16 protein-coding genes and 1 pseudogene are annotated in these 16,976 nt (G+C 56.8%); 15 read left to right on the top strand and 2 right to left on the bottom strand.

Annotation, left to right across the window (positions count from 1 at the left end; all coding sequences use genetic code 11):
- Positions 1–255: 255 nt before the first annotated feature.
- Together AC1RO0_RS23080 and AC1RO0_RS23075 are read left to right on the top strand one after the other, a co-directional pair.
- Complete coding sequence (locus AC1RO0_RS23080; protein ID WP_081999578.1) at positions 256–1,398, top strand: FAS1-like dehydratase domain-containing protein; 1,143 nt, start codon at positions 256–258, stop codon at positions 1,396–1,398.
- A gap of 307 nt (positions 1,399–1,705) precedes the next feature.
- Complete coding sequence (locus AC1RO0_RS23075; protein ID WP_156151505.1) at positions 1,706–2,806, top strand: SMP-30/gluconolactonase/LRE family protein; 1,101 nt, start codon at positions 1,706–1,708, stop codon at positions 2,804–2,806.
- Here the strand turns inward: AC1RO0_RS23075 and AC1RO0_RS23070 are convergent.
- Positions 2,757–2,951 (bottom strand): annotated as a pseudogene (locus tag AC1RO0_RS23070) (hypothetical protein); the annotation flags it as partial. The gene AC1RO0_RS23075 and the pseudogene AC1RO0_RS23070 overlap by 50 nt on opposite strands.
- Positions 2,952–3,424: 473 nt before the next feature.
- On the opposite strand from AC1RO0_RS23070, the gene AC1RO0_RS23065 reads away from it, so the two are divergent.
- From AC1RO0_RS23065 to AC1RO0_RS23030, 8 genes are all read left to right on the top strand, one after another.
- Positions 3,425–4,447, top strand: coding sequence for an alpha/beta hydrolase (locus tag AC1RO0_RS23065; protein ID WP_498595105.1), 1,023 nt, complete (start codon positions 3,425–3,427; stop codon positions 4,445–4,447).
- A 158-nt stretch (positions 4,448–4,605) separates the two neighbouring features.
- On the top strand, positions 4,606–5,631 hold the full coding sequence (locus AC1RO0_RS23060; protein WP_498595030.1) for an alpha/beta hydrolase: 1,026 nt from the start codon (positions 4,606–4,608) through the stop codon (positions 5,629–5,631).
- Between the two features lie 73 nt (positions 5,632–5,704).
- Positions 5,705–6,142 carry a carboxymuconolactone decarboxylase family protein gene (locus AC1RO0_RS23055; RefSeq protein ID WP_047639311.1) on the top strand — a complete coding sequence of 146 codons (438 nt, stop codon included), beginning with the start codon at positions 5,705–5,707 and terminating at the stop codon, positions 6,140–6,142.
- Positions 6,143–6,150: 8 nt separating this feature from the next.
- Complete coding sequence (locus AC1RO0_RS23050) at positions 6,151–6,621, top strand: (R)-mandelonitrile lyase (RefSeq protein ID WP_047639312.1); 471 nt, start codon at positions 6,151–6,153, stop codon at positions 6,619–6,621.
- Between the two features lie 89 nt (positions 6,622–6,710).
- Entirely contained in the window at positions 6,711–7,196 is a 486-nt protein-coding gene (locus tag AC1RO0_RS23045; RefSeq protein ID WP_052224222.1) for a cytochrome P460 family protein, read from the top strand.
- 17 nt (positions 7,197–7,213) lie between these two features.
- Positions 7,214–7,933 (top strand): DUF4405 domain-containing protein, encoded by a 720-nt coding sequence (locus AC1RO0_RS23040; protein ID WP_498595029.1) that lies wholly within the window; start codon positions 7,214–7,216, stop codon positions 7,931–7,933.
- 54 nt (positions 7,934–7,987) lie between these two features.
- Complete coding sequence (locus AC1RO0_RS23035; RefSeq protein WP_498595028.1) at positions 7,988–9,658, top strand: carboxylesterase/lipase family protein; 1,671 nt, start codon at positions 7,988–7,990, stop codon at positions 9,656–9,658.
- Positions 9,659–9,824: 166 nt separating this feature from the next.
- The gene (locus AC1RO0_RS23030; RefSeq protein ID WP_081999562.1) at positions 9,825–10,256 is read left to right on the top strand and encodes an MBL fold metallo-hydrolase; all 432 of its coding nucleotides are present in this window, start codon (positions 9,825–9,827) and stop codon (positions 10,254–10,256) included.
- Positions 10,257–10,278: 22 nt separating this feature from the next.
- Here AC1RO0_RS23030 and AC1RO0_RS23025 read toward each other — a convergent pair whose 3' ends face one another.
- On the bottom strand, positions 10,279–11,175 hold the full coding sequence (locus tag AC1RO0_RS23025) for a LysR family transcriptional regulator (RefSeq protein WP_047639315.1): 897 nt from the start codon (positions 11,173–11,175) through the stop codon (positions 10,279–10,281).
- A gap of 329 nt (positions 11,176–11,504) precedes the next feature.
- On the opposite strand from AC1RO0_RS23025, the gene AC1RO0_RS23020 reads away from it, so the two are divergent.
- The 5 genes from AC1RO0_RS23020 to AC1RO0_RS23000 all read left to right on the top strand — a co-directional run bounded on the left by AC1RO0_RS23020 (position 11,505) and on the right by AC1RO0_RS23000 (position 16,971).
- Positions 11,505–12,494 (top strand): aldo/keto reductase, encoded by a 990-nt coding sequence (locus AC1RO0_RS23020; RefSeq protein WP_498595027.1) that lies wholly within the window; start codon positions 11,505–11,507, stop codon positions 12,492–12,494.
- A gap of 47 nt (positions 12,495–12,541) precedes the next feature.
- The gene (locus AC1RO0_RS23015) at positions 12,542–13,378 is read left to right on the top strand and encodes an oxidoreductase (protein ID WP_047639316.1); all 837 of its coding nucleotides are present in this window, start codon (positions 12,542–12,544) and stop codon (positions 13,376–13,378) included.
- Between the two features lie 159 nt (positions 13,379–13,537).
- A complete protein-coding gene (locus AC1RO0_RS23010; protein WP_047639317.1) occupies positions 13,538–14,860 on the top strand; it encodes an adenylate/guanylate cyclase domain-containing protein in 1,323 nt (440 codons plus the stop codon).
- Between the two features lie 183 nt (positions 14,861–15,043).
- Entirely contained in the window at positions 15,044–16,039 is a 996-nt protein-coding gene (locus AC1RO0_RS23005) for an aldo/keto reductase (RefSeq protein WP_047639318.1), read from the top strand.
- Positions 16,040–16,083: 44 nt separating this feature from the next.
- Positions 16,084–16,971, top strand: coding sequence for an FAD:protein FMN transferase (locus AC1RO0_RS23000; RefSeq protein ID WP_047639457.1), 888 nt, complete (start codon positions 16,084–16,086; stop codon positions 16,969–16,971).
- Positions 16,972–16,976 lie beyond the last annotated feature (5 nt).

Below are 16,976 nucleotides of genomic sequence, written 5' to 3'. Positions count from 1 at the left end.
TTTAACTTGATTTATAGTCACCCGTCAAACAAACCCCATGTCGCCGCAGAATCAGGCGTGATTCATACCGTGAGGTACAAGAAAACGGCCATTCTTTCGGCGATCGGATTGTGAGGAGTGAGCCTTAAAATCAAATACATCTAAATCATTGACATTTTAATTGGAGCCCATATCGTAGATGCAATCGACATCAACGCGAGCTGAGAGTTCCAAATATATTGGATTCGAAGCGACAGACGGCGGCGAATGAGGAACATGAAACAGGAAATCACCAGCGAACTCGCTCAAGGCAAATTCACAGATGAAATGCTGAACCACATGCGCTCCATGATAGGGACGGAACTGCGCACCGATGGATGTGTCAATAACGAATTTGCCACAAAAATCGCCATCATGCGTTTTTGCGAGGGGATCGGCGACGACAATCCACTTTGGACGGATCCGTCCTATGCGGCGCAGACCAAGTGGGGCGCCCTCCTCGCGCCACCGAGCTTTATCTTCGCATGCCTTGCCTCGGTTCAGTTCGGTTGGGCGGGGTTGGGTGGCTTCCACGCCGAGACGGTGCTCGACTTCTATAAACCGATCCGCATGGACGACCGCATCAACTGCCGAATTTGGTTCGACGGCTTCGATGGGCCGGACGAAAGCAATTTTGGCGGACGGCGCATCAAGGATTACATTCGCCAGGAATATCGCAACCAAAACGACGAACTGGTTGCGAAATTTATCTGCTCCCGCATGCGCTTCGAACGAGGGGAAATGCAGAAACGCCGTGAAAGCCGCAAGATCGAGCTTCCCCACCCCTGGACAGACGAAGAATTGTTGCAAATCGACAGCGATATCCTTTCGGAGGTTCCGCGCGGTTCCGACCCGCGCTACTGGGAGGACGTGAAAGTCGGCGATGAACTGGACGTGCTCACCAAGGGGCCGATCGGCTTAACTGACGAGATCGCCTTTATTGCAGCAGGTGCTGCGCCCATCCCCCGGATTGCCGCCCATCGAGTTTCGCTCAAGAGATATAGGAAGCATCCGAAATGGGCGTTCCGTGACCCCAATACCCATGCGTATGAGCCGGTTTACTCTGTACACTATAACGATTACGCAGCACGCCTGCAGGGTGCCCAGGCGGCCTATGACGTTGGAATTCAGCGGACATGCTGGCAAATCCATCTGCTGACGCACTGGATGGGCGATGACGCGACGCTGAAGTCGGCGAATTCGCAGTATCGGAGCCATGTCTATCTCTCTGACGTCGTTCGCCTGGGTGGCCGGATTGACGCTAAGGAGATTGATGCGGACGGAGATCATGTCGTTCGTATCACGACGTGGGCCAACAATCAGCGTGATCAAAACGCCATGCCGGGAACCGCCGTTGTCAAGCTTCCCACAAGACGCTAGCGACGAAGGCTCATCAGCGGTCGATCTACGCGATAGCATTCGGAAAATACTTATGTTTCTCGACCTCGTCCTAGTTTCCATCCTTTAATTTTAATTGCGGATGAGTGTCGGCCTGTTTTCGTTTTGCCTTCGGCAAGATCGCGGGGCGATGTCTCACAATGGCGCCGGGGGCTTACCGTAGACAATAGTGTTCAATATGTCGTCGGTTGGCTTCGATTTCCCACGTGAGCAATCTGCAAAGGTTCTGATGTCCGGAAATCCGTGTCGTGCGTTTGAGGATACGCAACTGCAATGGGGAGGTAAGAAGATGAAGTCGCAAAGATCACGCAGGTGGGGCAAACGTTTTTGCAAAGTCTTTCTGCTGGCCACCGCATGCGTTTTTCTAACGACAGGCGGCAAGGCCTTAGCGGCAGCGGATTGCTCACCTGTGAATGGTGCCGAGTTTATTTGCGGAATCGTCAATATTGAGCAACTTGTCCGCGTCGATGGTACCCCGTGGGCAATTGGAGGCTCGGCGTCCGGGGGAAGCGCCAAAAAAGAGCCGCTCTATTTCGTCAATCTTGGTACCAGGAGAGCTATTCCGCTCGACCCTGCGACAATAACTCTGGCTGAGGACAAAGCAGCCTATCCAGGATGTCCCGGCCCTCCAAATTTTAGCGACCTACAAGCGCTGGGTATCGAGTATGAGAAAATCCGGGGGCGCGATACTCTGATCGTTATCGCACATGGAGGCGGCTACACCATCCAGGTATTTGACATGAAATTAGGCGGCGATATCCCGGCGCTGACCTGGATTGGCTGTGTCCTCCCTCCGGATATGCATTTCTGGCCCGATGCGGTGGCCGCACTGCCCGATGGCGGCATGTTGGTCACGAGTCTGTTCGATCCCACCGATGCCAACTTTGTTTCAGCTCTTAGGTCCGGCAAGCCTTATGGCTCGTTGGGGGAGTGGCATGCCGACAAAGGCTGGAAGGAAGTGTACCCGAACACCTTTGCTGGCGCGAATGGCGTGATTCTTTCTAAAGATTACAACACGCTGTTTGTGGCCAACTGGTCTGGCAAGAGCGTCACACGCATTGATCGGAAAACGGGCATTATGGCCAGCGTAGACTTGGGAATGCTGGTGGACAATCTAAGCTGGAACGAGGATGGGACGAAGGTCCTGGCCGGCGGCCAGACGGATACGATCGATCAAGGGTTCGCGTGCTCGGATTCGCAAGCTATCAACTGCGATATCCATTTCGCGATCTACGAACTCGATCCCCATTCTATGAAAAAGAAACTTATTGTCGGTCCAACCCTATTGGGCGTTATGGGTGCAGGTACAGGTGCCCTGCAGGATGGTGATACGCTGTGGATCACGTCCTATCGCTCCGACCGCATCGCGCAGATAAAGTATCCGCACTAGCCTTCCAAGGAACCGCGCGGTCAACATTTGGCTGGCGTGTCGAATGGCGACGCCTCGCATTGCGTGTTCTATAGACTTTCCGCGCGGTCCTTTCTGATTTGAGTGATAGGAAGAAGCTCTCCATCGCGGCATTGGTCCAGACCGAGGCGCGGTGACGGGAAACAAGAGCCTTTAAGGTCTGGCAGGCATGCCAGTTAAAGCGCCGCCTCGTTCATTCCGATTGCACGGACAGAGTCAGTGTCGCCGTCATTGCTCTCAACCACGTATCCACGCTCGCCTTAGACGGCCGGACCGGCAATCACCGCACCGCAACTTCGCATCCCTGCACATAGAAGACGAGCGCCTTACCAAACAAATTTCTCCAGAAAAACAGGGAGCGATTGTCACAGAAGCAAAAATGGTGAGAATGGCGTTGGAATTATTCCATAACAACTTATCAAAAATTTGTGATTGATAAGCTCTGCTAATAGGGCTTATCGCCCTCGTCCCTCTAATCCTCTCGCTGAATCCGCACTAGCTTCTTGCGGAATCAATTGCGCGAGAAGAAGATCTATGAAAAGCGGGACGTTAAAATTCCTTGCCGCCATCCTGGCTGCTTCGGCATATGTCAGCACGAGCATGACTGGCTTGGCGGCCGACACAGATAAGAAAGCACCCCTGGCAATCGAGGAGCAAGGGAGCTTTGCAGTCGGTGGGACGGTGCTTAGTAAGCCGGGTACTTATAACAATAACGCGCCCACTGCCGAGGGGCAGACTCTCCACGGAGACCATCTCTACGCCTTCTATCAGGTGCCGCAGGATCCGAAGGCCCTGCCAATCGTCATGTTGCATGGGGCCTATCAATCCGCTCGCAGTTGGGAGACCACGCCGGACGGCCGCGAGGGCTTCCAGAACATCTTCCTACGCCGGCATTTCCCGGTCTATCTGGTCGATCAGCCACGTCGCGGACGCGCCGGCAACAGCACCGTCGCTACGACCATTGAGCCGACACCCTACGACCAGCTCTTCTTCGACCAGTTCCGCCTCGGCAAGTGGCCAAACTTCTTCGACAACGTCCAGTTCGATCGAAAGCCGGAGGCCCTGGATCAGTTCTTCCGGTCGGTCACACCCAATACCGGTCCCTATGATGCCGGCGTCATCTCGGACGACATGTCGGCACTATTCAGCAAGATCGGTCCGGCTATCCTCTTCACCCATTCGCAGGGTGGCGGGCCGGGCTGGCTGACTGCGATCAAGAACACCAACGTCAAGGCTATCGTCGCCTTTGAGCCTGGCAGTGGCTTCATTTTCCCGGAAGGCGAACTGCCGCCGGCGATGCCGAGTGCTGCGGGCACCCTGTCCCCGGAAGCAGTTTCGCGTACGGATTTCGAGAAGCTCACGCGCATACCGATCGTCATCTATTATGGCGACAACTTCCCCGTCGAGCCGACTAAGGAGCGCGGACAGGACAACTGGCGGGTACGGCTCGCCATGGCCCGGCTCTGGGTCGATGCCATCAATAAGCATGGCGGTGACGCGCGGCTGGTGCATCTTCCAGAGATCGGCATTCGCGGCAATACGCACTTTCTGATGTCCGACCTCAACAATGTCCAGATCGCCGATCTGGTCTCACAGTTCCTCGCTGAAAAGAAACTGGATTGATCGCCCTGCGCAGATATTCGGCGCAACCCAGATAGCGCTCTCCTGCGCAACAGAGTTTGGAGTTAGAAATGACAGACGACGTCATCAACAAAAACCGGCGCGAGTTCCTCGGAGCCTCCGCACTCGTTTTCTCAAGTGCAATCATAGGAGTTCCCTTCATGACCGAAGCATCTGCCGAACCGATGGCCACGCCGCTGGATTACAAGAAGAACCCGTTTACGCTGGTTTATGACGGCGCCATCACCAAGAACGAGCCGGGCAAGGTCAATATCCACCCGGTCAGGTATAAGCTCAATGGTCTCGACATCGTTGCAAATGTCTATACGCCGGCAAACTACGACCCGAGCAAGAAATATCCGGCGATCGTGCTCGCCCATCCGAACGGCGGCGTGAAGGAGCAGACGACGGGACTATATGCCCAGTCTCTGGCTGAACGGGGATATATCACGATCACAGCCGATGCCGCCTATCAGGGCGGCAGCGGCGGCGAGCCGCGCAGCACCGACAAACCCCAATATCGTATCGAGGACATTCATGGCGCTGCGGATTTCATTACGCAGTATCCTGGTGTCGATGCCAACCGTCTCGGTCTGCTCGGCATTTGTGGCGGCGGCGGTTATGCGCTGGCGGCTGCGAAAGCCGACAAGCGCTTCAAGTCGATCGCGACACTGAGCATGTTCAACTCGGGACGCGTCCGGCGTAACGGCTTCCAGGATTCGCAACTCGATACGATCGAGCAGCGCCTGAAACAGGCGTCTGAGGCTCGTGCCAAGGAAAAAGCCGGTGGAGAAATTCCCTACTCCGGTGATGCTGGTCTGACGGATGCGCAGATCGCGGCGCTGCCGTTCGCTCTGTATCGTCAGGGGTACATCTACTATTGGAAGACTAACGCACACCCAGGGTCCACCTTCAAGTACACCACCAGCAGCCTGATGGACCTAATGCGTTGGGATGCGACGGATCAGATCGACCTCATCAACGTTCCGCTATTGATGATCGCCGGCAGTGTGGCCGACACCCTCTACATGACCGAGGATGCCTTTCCCAAGGCGGCCGGAACGAAGGACAAGGAACTGTTCAAGATCGAGGGCGCGCAGCACATCGAAACCTACTGGGTGCCCAAATATGTCGAAGCCGCGCTCGGCAAACTCGCCCCGTTCTTCGGGCGAACTCTCGTTTCCTGATCGCTTGCAATATGGCGCTCAGGGGAATGGCCTGGGCGCCGTGTTTCCACCGCTAATAAGAGGAATCGCAATCTTGAAGAAGATCACCCGAAATCTGCTTGTCGTCGCGAGCTTCATGGTTACCGGAGGAATCTCCACGATGGCCAATGCCCAGAGCCAGCCTCCCGCAACGTCCGACGCGGCGCCCGCCCCGCAGCAGTCGCGTGCTCAGCAATTGATGGGAGCCACCGCGCCGAAGCTCGCAGAGCTCACCGACAAGGTACTTTATGGTGATATCTGGGAGCGCCCAGGGCTTTCAAAGCGAGATAGGAGCCTTGTCACCATTTCCGCTTTGATCGCCCTCAATCGTCCGGATCAACTCCGCTCGCACATCAAGCTTGGCCTTCAGAACGGCCTGACCAAGGACGAGATCGTCGAGACGATCACACATATGGCCTTCTACTCGGGCTGGCCCAGCGCGGTTTCCGCTGTCGCGGTCGCCAACGACGTCTTTCAAGAGAATTCAAAGTGAGCCGTCAAATGAGGTCCCTTGCCGCGACAATCGTCTCTGTCGCCGTGCTGGTGTCGTCCGCGTCGGCTCAGTCCAACCAAATGATCACCATTACGCATCCAGAGTCCCAGCCCTCCACCGTCGGCCCGGCCGATAACTTCACTGGCTCGGTGCGCGTCGACTCTCGCTTCCAGGGCACCGCGCCCGCTCGCATAGGCGGCGGGATCGTGACTTTCGAGCCCGGCGCTCGCACCGCCTGGCATACGCACCCACTGGGCCAGACGCTGATTGTCACCGCCGGCGTCGGCCTTGTCCAGGAATGGGGCAAACCGGTGCAGGTGATCAGACCAGGCGACGTCGTCTGGATCCCGCCAGGCGTCAAACATTGGCATGGCGCGACGCCGACCAATGGCATGTCGCATATCGCCATCACCGAGGCGCTCGACGGTAAGACTGTCGAATGGTTGGAGAAGGTCACGGACGAACAGTATCGACAGTAGCTGCGCCCCTATAACAGTCGCCACGATCCCCGGACGCCTGCCACTCGATGGTACCGGCGCCATCCCCGAATTCCAAAGCGAGGTTCTTCATGTGGAAATTTGCAAAGCTGTCGGCGTTCACAACTCTCGTCGCCGGGGCGGTCGTTGTCGTCGGCTGGCAGGTGCACGCCGAGACCAACCGGGTAAAGTTTCCCGAAAACCTCGACCAACTCGTCCATTACACGACCGTCAGGCGCGGCAATGTGACCGAACATATCATGACGACGCAAGAGGCAATCGATGCCGTCAAGAACAGGCGACCAATCCCGGCAGGCAGTCATTTCGTGCTTGTAGATTACCGCGATGACAAGCTCTATCGCTATTTCGTCATGGAAAAGGGAGAAGGGTTCGGCGCCGACTACGATGATCGTCGCCGCACCGCTGACTGGCAGTTCCAGTGGTTCTGGCCGGATAAGTCCGTCAAGATGGACGAGAATACCGCTCGCTGTCAGTCGTGCCATCGCAGTCAGGCGGACAGCGATTTCCTTTACACGGCCTATCGCATCCCGCGCTTCAACGGCGCGCCCGTTGAATAGATCGGGAGGCGTTGATCTTGAACTCAGTCCTTCTGCTACGTCTTTTCTTCGATTTCATTGCAGCCGGTCTTCTTGTTTTCGGCTTTTCCTACTGGTGGCTTGGAAACACGGCGCACGAGTTGGCTGGCACCGCGATGTTCCTGCTGATTATCGCCCACAACATTTTCAATCGTCGCTTTTACGGTACGCTCAAGCGGACCCGCCGGGATGTCCGTAGCCTGTTCAATGTCGCCGTCACCCTGGCGTTGACCGTGGTCATGCTGGCACTGCTTGTTACGAGCATCCTGATCTCCAACACTTTGTCACCTATCATGTCGGCGTTTGGCGGCTTCACGGTTCGGCAGATCCACACGCTGGCCGCCTATTGGGCGCTCGTCATTGTCGCCGTGCATCTCGGGTTACGCTGGCCGATGATCATGGGCGTTGCACAAAACCTCACTGGCATCACCAGACCGAACGCGATCTGCGCCTGGACGTTGCGGCTCGTGGCCGCCGGGATCGCCATTCACGGCGTCGGGAGTTCCTTTGCGCTCGGCCTTGGTAGCAAGCTTTCGATGCAGGTCTCGCTCGACTGGTGGAATTTCGAAGAATCTGTCGCCGGTTTCTTCGTCCACTGTGTCGCGATCGCCGGACTCTATATTTTCGTCACCTATTATAGCGTCAAATGGCTGCAGCACCGCAAGCGCACAGCCGTGACAGCGCAAGACCGCGACCCGCCGATAACAAACCGTGACTGAGCGCGATGATGGCGACTCGTCTCTGCCATCACGCCGAGATACTTGGAGAATGATATGCCTGAACTTAAATTCCAACAGCGCGCTTTGAGAACCATCCTTGCGCTCGGGGCACTGTGCGCCAGCTGGCAAAGCGCGTCGGCCGCGCCGAACCTAGTCACAACAACGACCAAGGGCGTGGTGCAAGGCGTCGCGCGAGGCGAAGTCGTCGAATATCTCGGCATCCCCTACGCCGCACCTCCCATCGGTGACCTGCGTTGGAAGCCGCCCGAGGAACATGCGCCATGGACCGCGACGCGCGAGGCGACATCGTTCGGCGCGGCCTGTGCCCAGGTCACCCTACTTGGCGTGTTTGCCGGACCGGCCACCAGCAAGGAAGACTGCCTCTACCTCAATGTGGTCGCGCCGAAGGATGTCTCGACCAATGACGAAAAGCTACCCGTGCTGTTCTGGATCCACGGAGGCGGCTTTGTCGACGGCGCCGGAAGCGACTATGACGCCAGCAAGCTTGCGGCTCGAGGCAAGGTCATCGTCGTCACGATCAACTACCGCCTCAGCCTGCTGGGCTTCTTCGCGCATCCCGCCCTCAACAAGGAGGGGCATCTGTTCGCCAATTACGGTCTGCTCGACCAGCAGTTCGCTCTACGCTGGGTGAAGGACAATATCGCCAGCTTCGGTGGCGATCCCGACAACATCACGGTGGGCGGTCAGTCGGCCGGCGGCGCAAGCGCGGCGTTCAATGTCATCTCCCCGCTGACAAAGGGCTTGTTTCAAAAGGCGATCATCCAAAGCAGCGCATCCTGGCTGACCGCGATCCCGATGGAGGTGGCCGAGAAAAAAGCCACGGCGTTTGCCGAGGCCGCCGGTTGCGGTTCGGCCGCAGACGAGGCGACGGCTGCGTGCCTGCGTAAACTCCCCGCCGATGAACTCATGAAGCTGTCAGGGCCGCCGGAAAGCTTCGGTCCTTATGTCGTGACCCCGGTTGCCGACGGACAGATCGTACCGAGTGGCGGAGCCTCGGTGATCGAATCTGGCAATTTCACTCACATGCCGATCATGAACGGCTCGACCCGGGACGAGGGCAACTTTTTTGCGGCAATCCCCGTCTACTATTCCGGCAAGGCTGTGACTGAAGTGGATGTCGAAAGCTACGTGAAGGCGATCTTTGGCGGCAATGCAGGTGCCGGCGGCACGCCGCCCGCCTATCCGACCGGAACCGTCGACAAGATTTTCGCCAGCTATCCGTCCGCAGACTATAAGAGCCCGCAATTGCGCATGAATGCGATCCAGACCGACGTCATGGTCTGCCGTATCCAGCAGGCCACCCACCTCCTTGCAGGGAAGGTGCCTCTGTACGCCTATGAGTTCCGCGACCGTGCGGCGCCATTCATGTTCCCCGAGTTGCCGGATTTCGCGCCGCTCGCCTATCACACGGCGGACCTTCAATATCTATTCCCGGGCTTTCATGGCGGCGACAAGGGCGTCCGCCACGACCTCAATACGCAGCAACAGAAGCTCTCTGACGAACTTGTGGACGCCTGGACGAATTTCGTCCGCACAGGCAATCCCAATCGCCCGGGCGAAAGCGTCTGGCCGCAATTTACAAGCGACCCGAACGCCCAGAGCTATCTGGCGCAGGACATTCCTCGACTTTCGACGATCAGCGACAACGACTTTACCGCCGATCACAAATGCGACTTCTGGAAGGACCTGCTTGTCTACAATTGAGTGAAGCCATGATGCGGTGGGGAGCGAAGCTCGGGAATTCAACGGAGAACAGCTCCCCAACTCATTGGTCTATCCTATTACTTTAATTGGATTATCGCGCCGAATGGCTAATCGTCTCAGCTGATAAAATGGAACCGCCAGTTTAATCGCTCAGCAATGAGCAAGAATATCAGATGGCGCAGCTGTTCCGTCAAACAGCGCCGATAATTTCAAAGCCAAGGTCAATCGGTCCCTATGTCTCTTCCAGCCGTTTGATCGAGACGAAGAGGTTGTCGCTTGCGTCAGGGCGGTGGCAACATGTGGTCACACGCCCGACAGCGTTGTCTATGTCCTTGAAAGCGGTGGCGAGAGGCTCCTGCTGATTGGTGATTTGGTCCATGCAGGGACCATACAATTCGCATACCCGCAGGTAACCTTCGCGTTTGACAGCGGTCCAGCCAGAGCCGTCAAGGCACGTAGAACTGTGTTCGACAAAGCTGCCTCGGAGCGCGACTTGATCGGAGCTGCCCATCTTCCCTTTCCGGGACTGGGACATATTCGATCCGAATGCATTGCCTACCGCCGGTTACCCATAAACTGCTCGGCGACATTGAAGTAACCGGCCCCGAAGAGCCGAAGGATCAAGCCGAGCGATAGCGGAGAACGTCTACCAACAACGACAGCGCGGGTGACGAATGCCGGCGACTTGGATAGTATAGATGGTAGCCTGGAAAATATGGACACCAGTCTTCCAAAACGCGTATCAGCCGACCCTTCGCGACGAAGGGCAGCACCTGGTCTTCGGGCATGTAGGCCACCCCGAGGCCGTCTAAGGCCGAGCTTAGCCGTAGACCAAGATTGTTGAATACGAGTTGCCCTTCGCCGCGGACGTTGACCTCACGGCCGTCTTTTTCGAGACCCCACGGGAAGAGCCCACCATAGGTGGGAAGACGCATATTGATACACTTATGCACCATCAGATCCTGTGGCGTTTCAGGCTGTGAATGGCGTTCAAAATAGGCCGGCGATGCAACAATGGCCATCCGCATCTCCGGGCCGATACGCACGGCGATCATATCTTTGGCAACCTGCTCGCCCATTCGGACGCCGGCATCGTACCCTTCGGCAACGATATCGGTCAGCCCATAGTCAATGATGATCTCGACATTGACGTCCGGATGATCTGGCAAAAAACGCTTTAAGGCCGGTTGCAGGATGGAGATGGCTGGATGTTCGCCAGCCGTAATCCGAACGGTTCCAGCTGGCTTTTCGCGGAGCTCGCTCAACGCTGCGAGCTGGGCTTCGATCTCTTCGAATCTCGGAGCAACAGTCTGCAGCAGGCGCTCGCCGGCTTCGGTTGGCGCGACGCTGCGTGTCGTGCGAGTAAGAAGGCGAAGTCCGATCCTCTTCTCAAGGGCACTTATCGTCTGGCTGAGAGCCGACTGTGAAATCCCAAGCTTAGCTGCGGCCCTGGTGAAACTGCGTTCTTTGGCGACGGCGGCAAACGCAGCAAGATCGTTGAAGTTTTCGTGTGCCATTCATTAGTCCAGCTAATAGCGATATGCTGATTATAGCACCTAATCGCCGGCCATTGCGAACACTATATTCTTTTGATCCACATCGACAGATCATTGAAAGAATAGACCGTCGCATCGGGAGAGCTTGGAAATAGCCACTGCATACTGGTTGTAGTTGCCCGCCATTATTTGTTTTTGCTCGCACCGTCGTTCTTGTTGCAATCGTATTTCCAGGCAGTGGCGGCTCCAAACATGGGTTAGACGATACGCCGGTGGCTATGGCCAAAGCTGGTATTTCAAAAGAGGCATCTGCATGCGCCGTGGAAGCGGCCCGATCCAAGGAGGATGACATGCAAAAACGCAAACTCGGAAACAGTGGTCTTGAAGTCTCAGCTCTTGGTTTAGGGTGCATGGGCCTCAGCCATGGCTATGGACCGCCTGTCGACAAGAAGGACGGCATTGCGCTGATTCGTGCGGCTGTCGAACACGGGGTCACCTTCTTCGACACGGCTGAGGTCTATGGACCGTTCATCAATGAGGAGTTGGTCGGCGAGGCCCTCGAGCCGATCAGAAGACAGGTCGTCATCGCCACGAAATTCGGCTTCACCTTTGGTGGAGACGGCAAGCAGCAGATCCTGAACAGCCGGCCCGAGCACATCAAAGAAGTTGCCGACGCCTCACTCAAGCGCCTGCGCACGGATGTAATCGACCTGTTTTACCAGCACCGTGTCGATCCGGACGTACCAATCGAGGACGTCGCCGGCACTGTCGGCGAGCTGATTGCGGCAGGCAAGGTCAAGCATTTCGGGCTATCGGAGGCCGGCACACAGACGATCCGCCGTGCGCATGCCGTTCTGCCAATCACCGCCTTGCAAAGCGAATATTCCATGTGGTGGCGCGAACCGGAAAAGGACGTGTTGCCAACGCTCGAGGAACTCGGGATCGGTTTTGTTCCCTTCGCTCCCCTCGGCAAGGGGTTTCTTACCGGCACCATCAAAGAGACAACAACATTTGCCACCGACGACTTTCGGAGGAAAGTCCCGCGCTTTTCCGAAGAAAACCGTAAGGCAAATCAGGCGCTGATCGACCTGCTTGGCCACCTTGCCGCTGACAAGAAGGCTACACCCGCGCGGATCGCTCTCTCGTGGCTACTGGCACAGAAGCCCTGGATCGTGCCCATCCCCGGAACCACTAAACTGCACCGCCTTGAGGAAAACATCGGCGCCGCATCGATCGAGTTGACGTCGGAAGATCTTGTAAGAATCGAGACTGCCCTATCGCATATCACCGTGCAGGGTGACCGTTATCCAGTGAGTCTCCAGGCACGGGTGGGACGATAGGGGCTGTCTGTCGACAGGCATACCACAATATTTTAGAAGGAATTCATATGACGACCTGGATGATAACAGGATGCTCGACGGGCTTGGGAAAAAGCTTGGCACAGGCGGTCCTTGATGCTGGCTTCAATGCTGTAGTTACGGCACGCGACATCCGCACTGTGGAGGAACTCGTGTCCGCCTACCCCGACACTGCGGTCGGCGTAGCACTCGATGTGACGTACAAGTCCCAGAGAGAAAACGCGATCAAACTGGCGCATGAACGCTTCGGTTCGGTCGATGTGCTGGTCAACAATGCGGGTTACGGCTATCGCGCAGCAGTTGAAGAAGGTAGTGACAAGGAGGTCGGAGACCTCTTTGCCACCAACTTCTTTGGTACTGTGGAGATGATCAAAGCGGTCCTTCCTGACATGCGCGCCCGTCGCAGTGGCACGATCCTCAACGTTTCCTCAATCGCCGGCCGGATGTCAGCCCCTGGCTCGGGCTATTATTCGGCCACGAAGTTCGCAGTCGAGGGCATGTCGGATGCACTTCGCAAGGAGGTCGCTCCTCTTGGGATTCGCGTGACGGTCGTTGAGCCCGGATTCTTCAGAACGGATTTCTCTGGCCGCTCCCTTCATCATGCGAGTGCCCACATTGTTGACTATGCCTCGACGGTAGGACCGAGGCGGAAAGAGAACGACAAAACGCACGGAACGCAGCTCGGCGACCCAGACAAAGCCGCGCATGCGCTCATCGAATTTGTGCGGGGCTCAGCGCTTCCCGCAAGGCTTTTGCTGGGAAGCGATGCGGTCAAGTTTGTTACCGATGAACTCGAAGCCCAGCGGCGCGAAATCGATGAGTGGAAGAACGTGAGCGCCAGCACTGACTTTCCAGTGAATGTCTGAGCCGAGGCAGCGGCTAAACCTGGCCTCCTTATCCAAGGCGGAATAGGGCGGGATGATGTGGTGTTGGCCTTCCGCCGGAGGTCGACACATCCTCCCTTTGGCTTGCCAGCTCAAATATCAGCATCGAAAATTTACCACGGACAAAGAATAGAGGGGAAATTGCGCAAGGAAGAACGCCCACAGTCAAGCTCACCATTGGCGATAGATATCGCATTGGATCATGCCGAACGCCAAGGCTTCGCTTACGCGATGCTAGGGCGCACCGTAGCGATTGGCACCCTCGCAGTATTCTCTTTTTGGGGTTACCATTTCCCAATCAACGTCGCTGTGTTTACTGCCACGCTTGCCGTCGCATTGGTCGGCCTCATGGCGCTTCTCGCTGCAAGGTCGCGCTTCGAAAGGGCTGCGCGGCTGGCCGTTTTCACCTTCGATCCGATCCTTATCTCGGCACTTCTTGCTCTTGCCCCTTTGAGTAGCGGCGATGACATCCCTCAAAACCTCGTCTTCCTGACGAGCCGCGTGCAAAATTACTACGTTATCATCGCTGCATCTGTCCTGACGCTTTCGCCTAAGGTTGTCATCTGGACGGGGCTATGGGCCGTCGTCGGCCTTTTGTCTTCAACGTTCTACATTATTTCTGGGATGCAGGGCTACCTGAGCTTCAACGATCTGCCGCGCGCGCCATCCCGCGAGGCGTTTCTGGCTGTCGTTCTCAATGCCAACTTCATTGGGGTGTCTTCTCGTGTCCAGGAAATAGTCATGATTGGGGCCGTGACAGGCATTACCGCTTTCGCGGTCCATCGGGCACGGCTGGTTGTAAGAGCGCATGCGAGCGCTAAGGCCGATCGCGTGCGTGTCCAGACCCTGTTCGGCCGCTACGTCCCCGCCTCTATCGTTCAGGAGCTTGTTGACGAGGGAAGCCTTGCTCCACAGACGAAACAGGCAACTGTGCTCTTTGCCGACATTGAGGGGTTCACGACAATTGCTGAGAGCATGCCTCCCTCAAAGCTGATACCTCTTCTCAACGAGCTGTTTACGGCGATGACCGGCATTATCGACGAGCAGGGTGGCATTGTCATTGATTATATCGGAGATGCGGTTATTGCGGCCTTTAATGCTCCGGTTTCATTGGAAAATCACGCCGGTTGCGCAATCGACAGTTCTCGGATCATGCTTGAGAAGATCAACGGCAAACAATTCCAGGGGGTGACGATCCATCTTCGAATTGGAGTGGCGTCGGGGTTGGTGACCGGCGGTACGGTTGGAAGCACCGGCCGCCAGACCTATACTCTGTATGGAGACACCGTGAACCTGTCACAGAGGCTGGAAACGCTAAACAAAAACTTCGGCACACGATGCCTCATCAGCGAAACGACAGTCGAGCAAGCGCCTCATCGCCGCAATGGACTCAAGTCGTTAGGAGTGGTTGCGATCCGCAATCGCATCGAGCCGATCGAAATCTTCAGACATGTCGACCATTAACTCTTGCAGGGCACTCGTCCAAACCGCATAGGCGAAAGCCCTCGAACATTGATTACCCGTTCTTATAAGTTCATGCGGATTAAACCGGGTAATCATTCGCGGTAACATCCATTAGAGTACCCGTATACCTGAATGGCGCAGCCATTGTCGGCAATCTGCCATGTTAGAAAAGTGGAGAAAACCATGAAAACGCGAAAGCTTGGAAGCAATGGTCTCGAAGTGTCCGCCCTTGGGCTCGGATGCATGGGCATGACAGGCGTCTATGGTCCAGGCGTCGAAAAGGCCGACATGATCAAGCTCATCCATGATGCGAACGCCCGCGGCGTGACGTTTTTCGACACCGCCGAAGCTTATGGTCCATTTGCCAACGAGGCGCTGGTCGGCGAAGCGCTTAAGCCCATCCGCGACAAGGTTGTCATCGCCACGAAATTCGGTTTTGACATCGATCTTGAGACCGGCGCCCGCACCGGGGGCACCAATAGCCGCCCGGAGCACGTCAAAGCGGTGGCAGAGGCGGCACTCAAGCGCTTGAAGACGGATCGCATCGACCTATTCTACCAGCACCGTGTCGACCTTAATGTACCGATCGAAGACGTCGCAGGCGCCGTCAAGGATCTTGTTGCAGAAGGTAAGGTGAAACACTTCGGCTTGTCGGAAGCCGGCGTTAATACCATCCGCAGAGCGCATGCCGTTCAGCCGGTCGCCGCGGTTCAGAGCGAGTATTCGCTGTTCTGGCGTGGGCCGGAAGCGGAACTTTTGCCCGTGCTGGAGGAGCTCGGTATCGGCTTCGTTCCGTTCAGCCCGCTCGGTGCGGGCTTTCTGACCGGCAAGATCGATGAGAACACAAAGTTCGAACAAGGCGATTTCCGCAATCTCGTGCCTCGCTTTTCTCCAGAAGCGCGCAAAGCCAACATGGCGCTGGTTGGTGTGATCAAGGGTGTCGCGGATCGTAAGGGCTCAACGCCGGCGCAGGTGGCGCTTGCGTGGTTGCTGGCGCAGAAGCCGTGGATCGTACCGATTCCCGGTACGACGAAGCTGCACCGGCTTGAGGAAAACCTCGGCGCGGTCGATCTCGAACTAACGATTAGCGATCTGGCCGAGATTAACGCTGAAGCTTCCAAGGTCGAAGTCCAGGGTGAGCGCTTGCCCGAGGCCGTGTTGAAAATGACCGGCCACTGAGAGCAACGGAGACGATCGTCCTGCGACTTATGCAGGACGATCGGATGACTGGCATGTTCAAGTTTGAATTTGATGCTATCGGCACATCATGGAAGATCGACACGCTCAAGCCTCTCGCTGTCCCCTTGCAGCAGTGCATTCTTGACTGCGTCGGACGTTTCGACGCCTGCTATTCGCGGTTTCGAACCGACTCGCTAGTTACCAGGATCGCCACGGCCGACACCGGCGGGACCTTCGAATTTCCCGACGATTCAATCCGGTTATTCGACCTTTATGATCGTCTCCATATGATGACAGGCGGTGCGGTCGATCCCCTCGTCGGGCGCGACCTGGAGTTGCTTGGCTATGACGCTGGGTATTCGCTTCAACATGATCCGCTGGCCATCGCCCGTTATTCTCATGAGCGCCGCAGTTGGAGGGCGGATGTGACGCGCTATAAATCCACCATCACCACCCAACGTCCCGTCGTCATCGACGTCGGTGCCGCCGGCAAAGGATATCTCGTCGACATTGTTGCGGACATGCTACGCACCGCAGGAAACCGGGAATTTGTCGTGGATGGCGGTGGCGATCTTATCCATGCGGGACTGAAGCCGCTCGACGTCGGACTGGAGCACCCGTCCGATCCGGCACTGATCATCGGCATCGCGCGCCTGCATGAGCGCGCGTTGTGCGCTTCGGCAGTAAACAAGCGAGCCTGGGGGCCGTTTCACCACGTGGTCGATGGCCGCACCGGCGTTCCCGTCCGGGACGTGATCGCGAGTTGGGCCGTCGCTGACGACGCAATGACGGCTGATGGCCTGGCCACGGCGTTGTTTTTCGCCGCGCCCGGTCAGTTGACCGAGGCGTTCCAGTTTTCATTTGCTCGCATGTTCGCAGACGGACGAGCAGAGAGCTCGCCAAACTTCGACGGCGAACTCTTTACCCGATGAAAGGA

Source organism: Rhizobium sp. GW821-FHT14E12 (assembly GCF_058803745.1).
Note: the sequence above shows the minus strand (reverse complement) of the source record. Positions and strands in the feature narration are given on the sequence as shown.

Excerpts from the sequence above, each read along its gene's own strand:
- AC1RO0_RS23080 (WP_081999578.1), top strand. The coding sequence starts at position 256 with ATGAAACAGGAAATCACCAGCGAACTCGCTCAAGGCAAATTCACAGAT.
- AC1RO0_RS23075 (WP_156151505.1), top strand. The coding sequence starts at position 1,706 with ATGAAGTCGCAAAGATCACGCAGGTGGGGCAAACGTTTTTGCAAAGTC.
- AC1RO0_RS23065 (WP_498595105.1), top strand. The coding sequence starts at position 3,425 with ATGACTGGCTTGGCGGCCGACACAGATAAGAAAGCACCCCTGGCAATC.
- AC1RO0_RS23060 (WP_498595030.1), top strand. The coding sequence starts at position 4,606 with ATGACCGAAGCATCTGCCGAACCGATGGCCACGCCGCTGGATTACAAG.
- AC1RO0_RS23050 (WP_047639312.1), top strand. The coding sequence starts at position 6,151 with ATGAGGTCCCTTGCCGCGACAATCGTCTCTGTCGCCGTGCTGGTGTCG.
- AC1RO0_RS23045 (WP_052224222.1), top strand. The coding sequence starts at position 6,711 with ATGTGGAAATTTGCAAAGCTGTCGGCGTTCACAACTCTCGTCGCCGGG.
- AC1RO0_RS23035 (WP_498595028.1), top strand. The coding sequence starts at position 7,988 with ATGCCTGAACTTAAATTCCAACAGCGCGCTTTGAGAACCATCCTTGCG.
- AC1RO0_RS23025 (WP_047639315.1), bottom strand. The coding sequence starts at position 11,175 with ATGGCACACGAAAACTTCAACGATCTTGCTGCGTTTGCCGCCGTCGCC.
- AC1RO0_RS23020 (WP_498595027.1), top strand. The coding sequence starts at position 11,505 with ATGCAAAAACGCAAACTCGGAAACAGTGGTCTTGAAGTCTCAGCTCTT.
- AC1RO0_RS23015 (WP_047639316.1), top strand. The coding sequence starts at position 12,542 with ATGACGACCTGGATGATAACAGGATGCTCGACGGGCTTGGGAAAAAGC.
- AC1RO0_RS23005 (WP_047639318.1), top strand. The coding sequence starts at position 15,044 with ATGAAAACGCGAAAGCTTGGAAGCAATGGTCTCGAAGTGTCCGCCCTT.
- AC1RO0_RS23000 (WP_047639457.1), top strand. The coding sequence starts at position 16,084 with ATGACTGGCATGTTCAAGTTTGAATTTGATGCTATCGGCACATCATGG.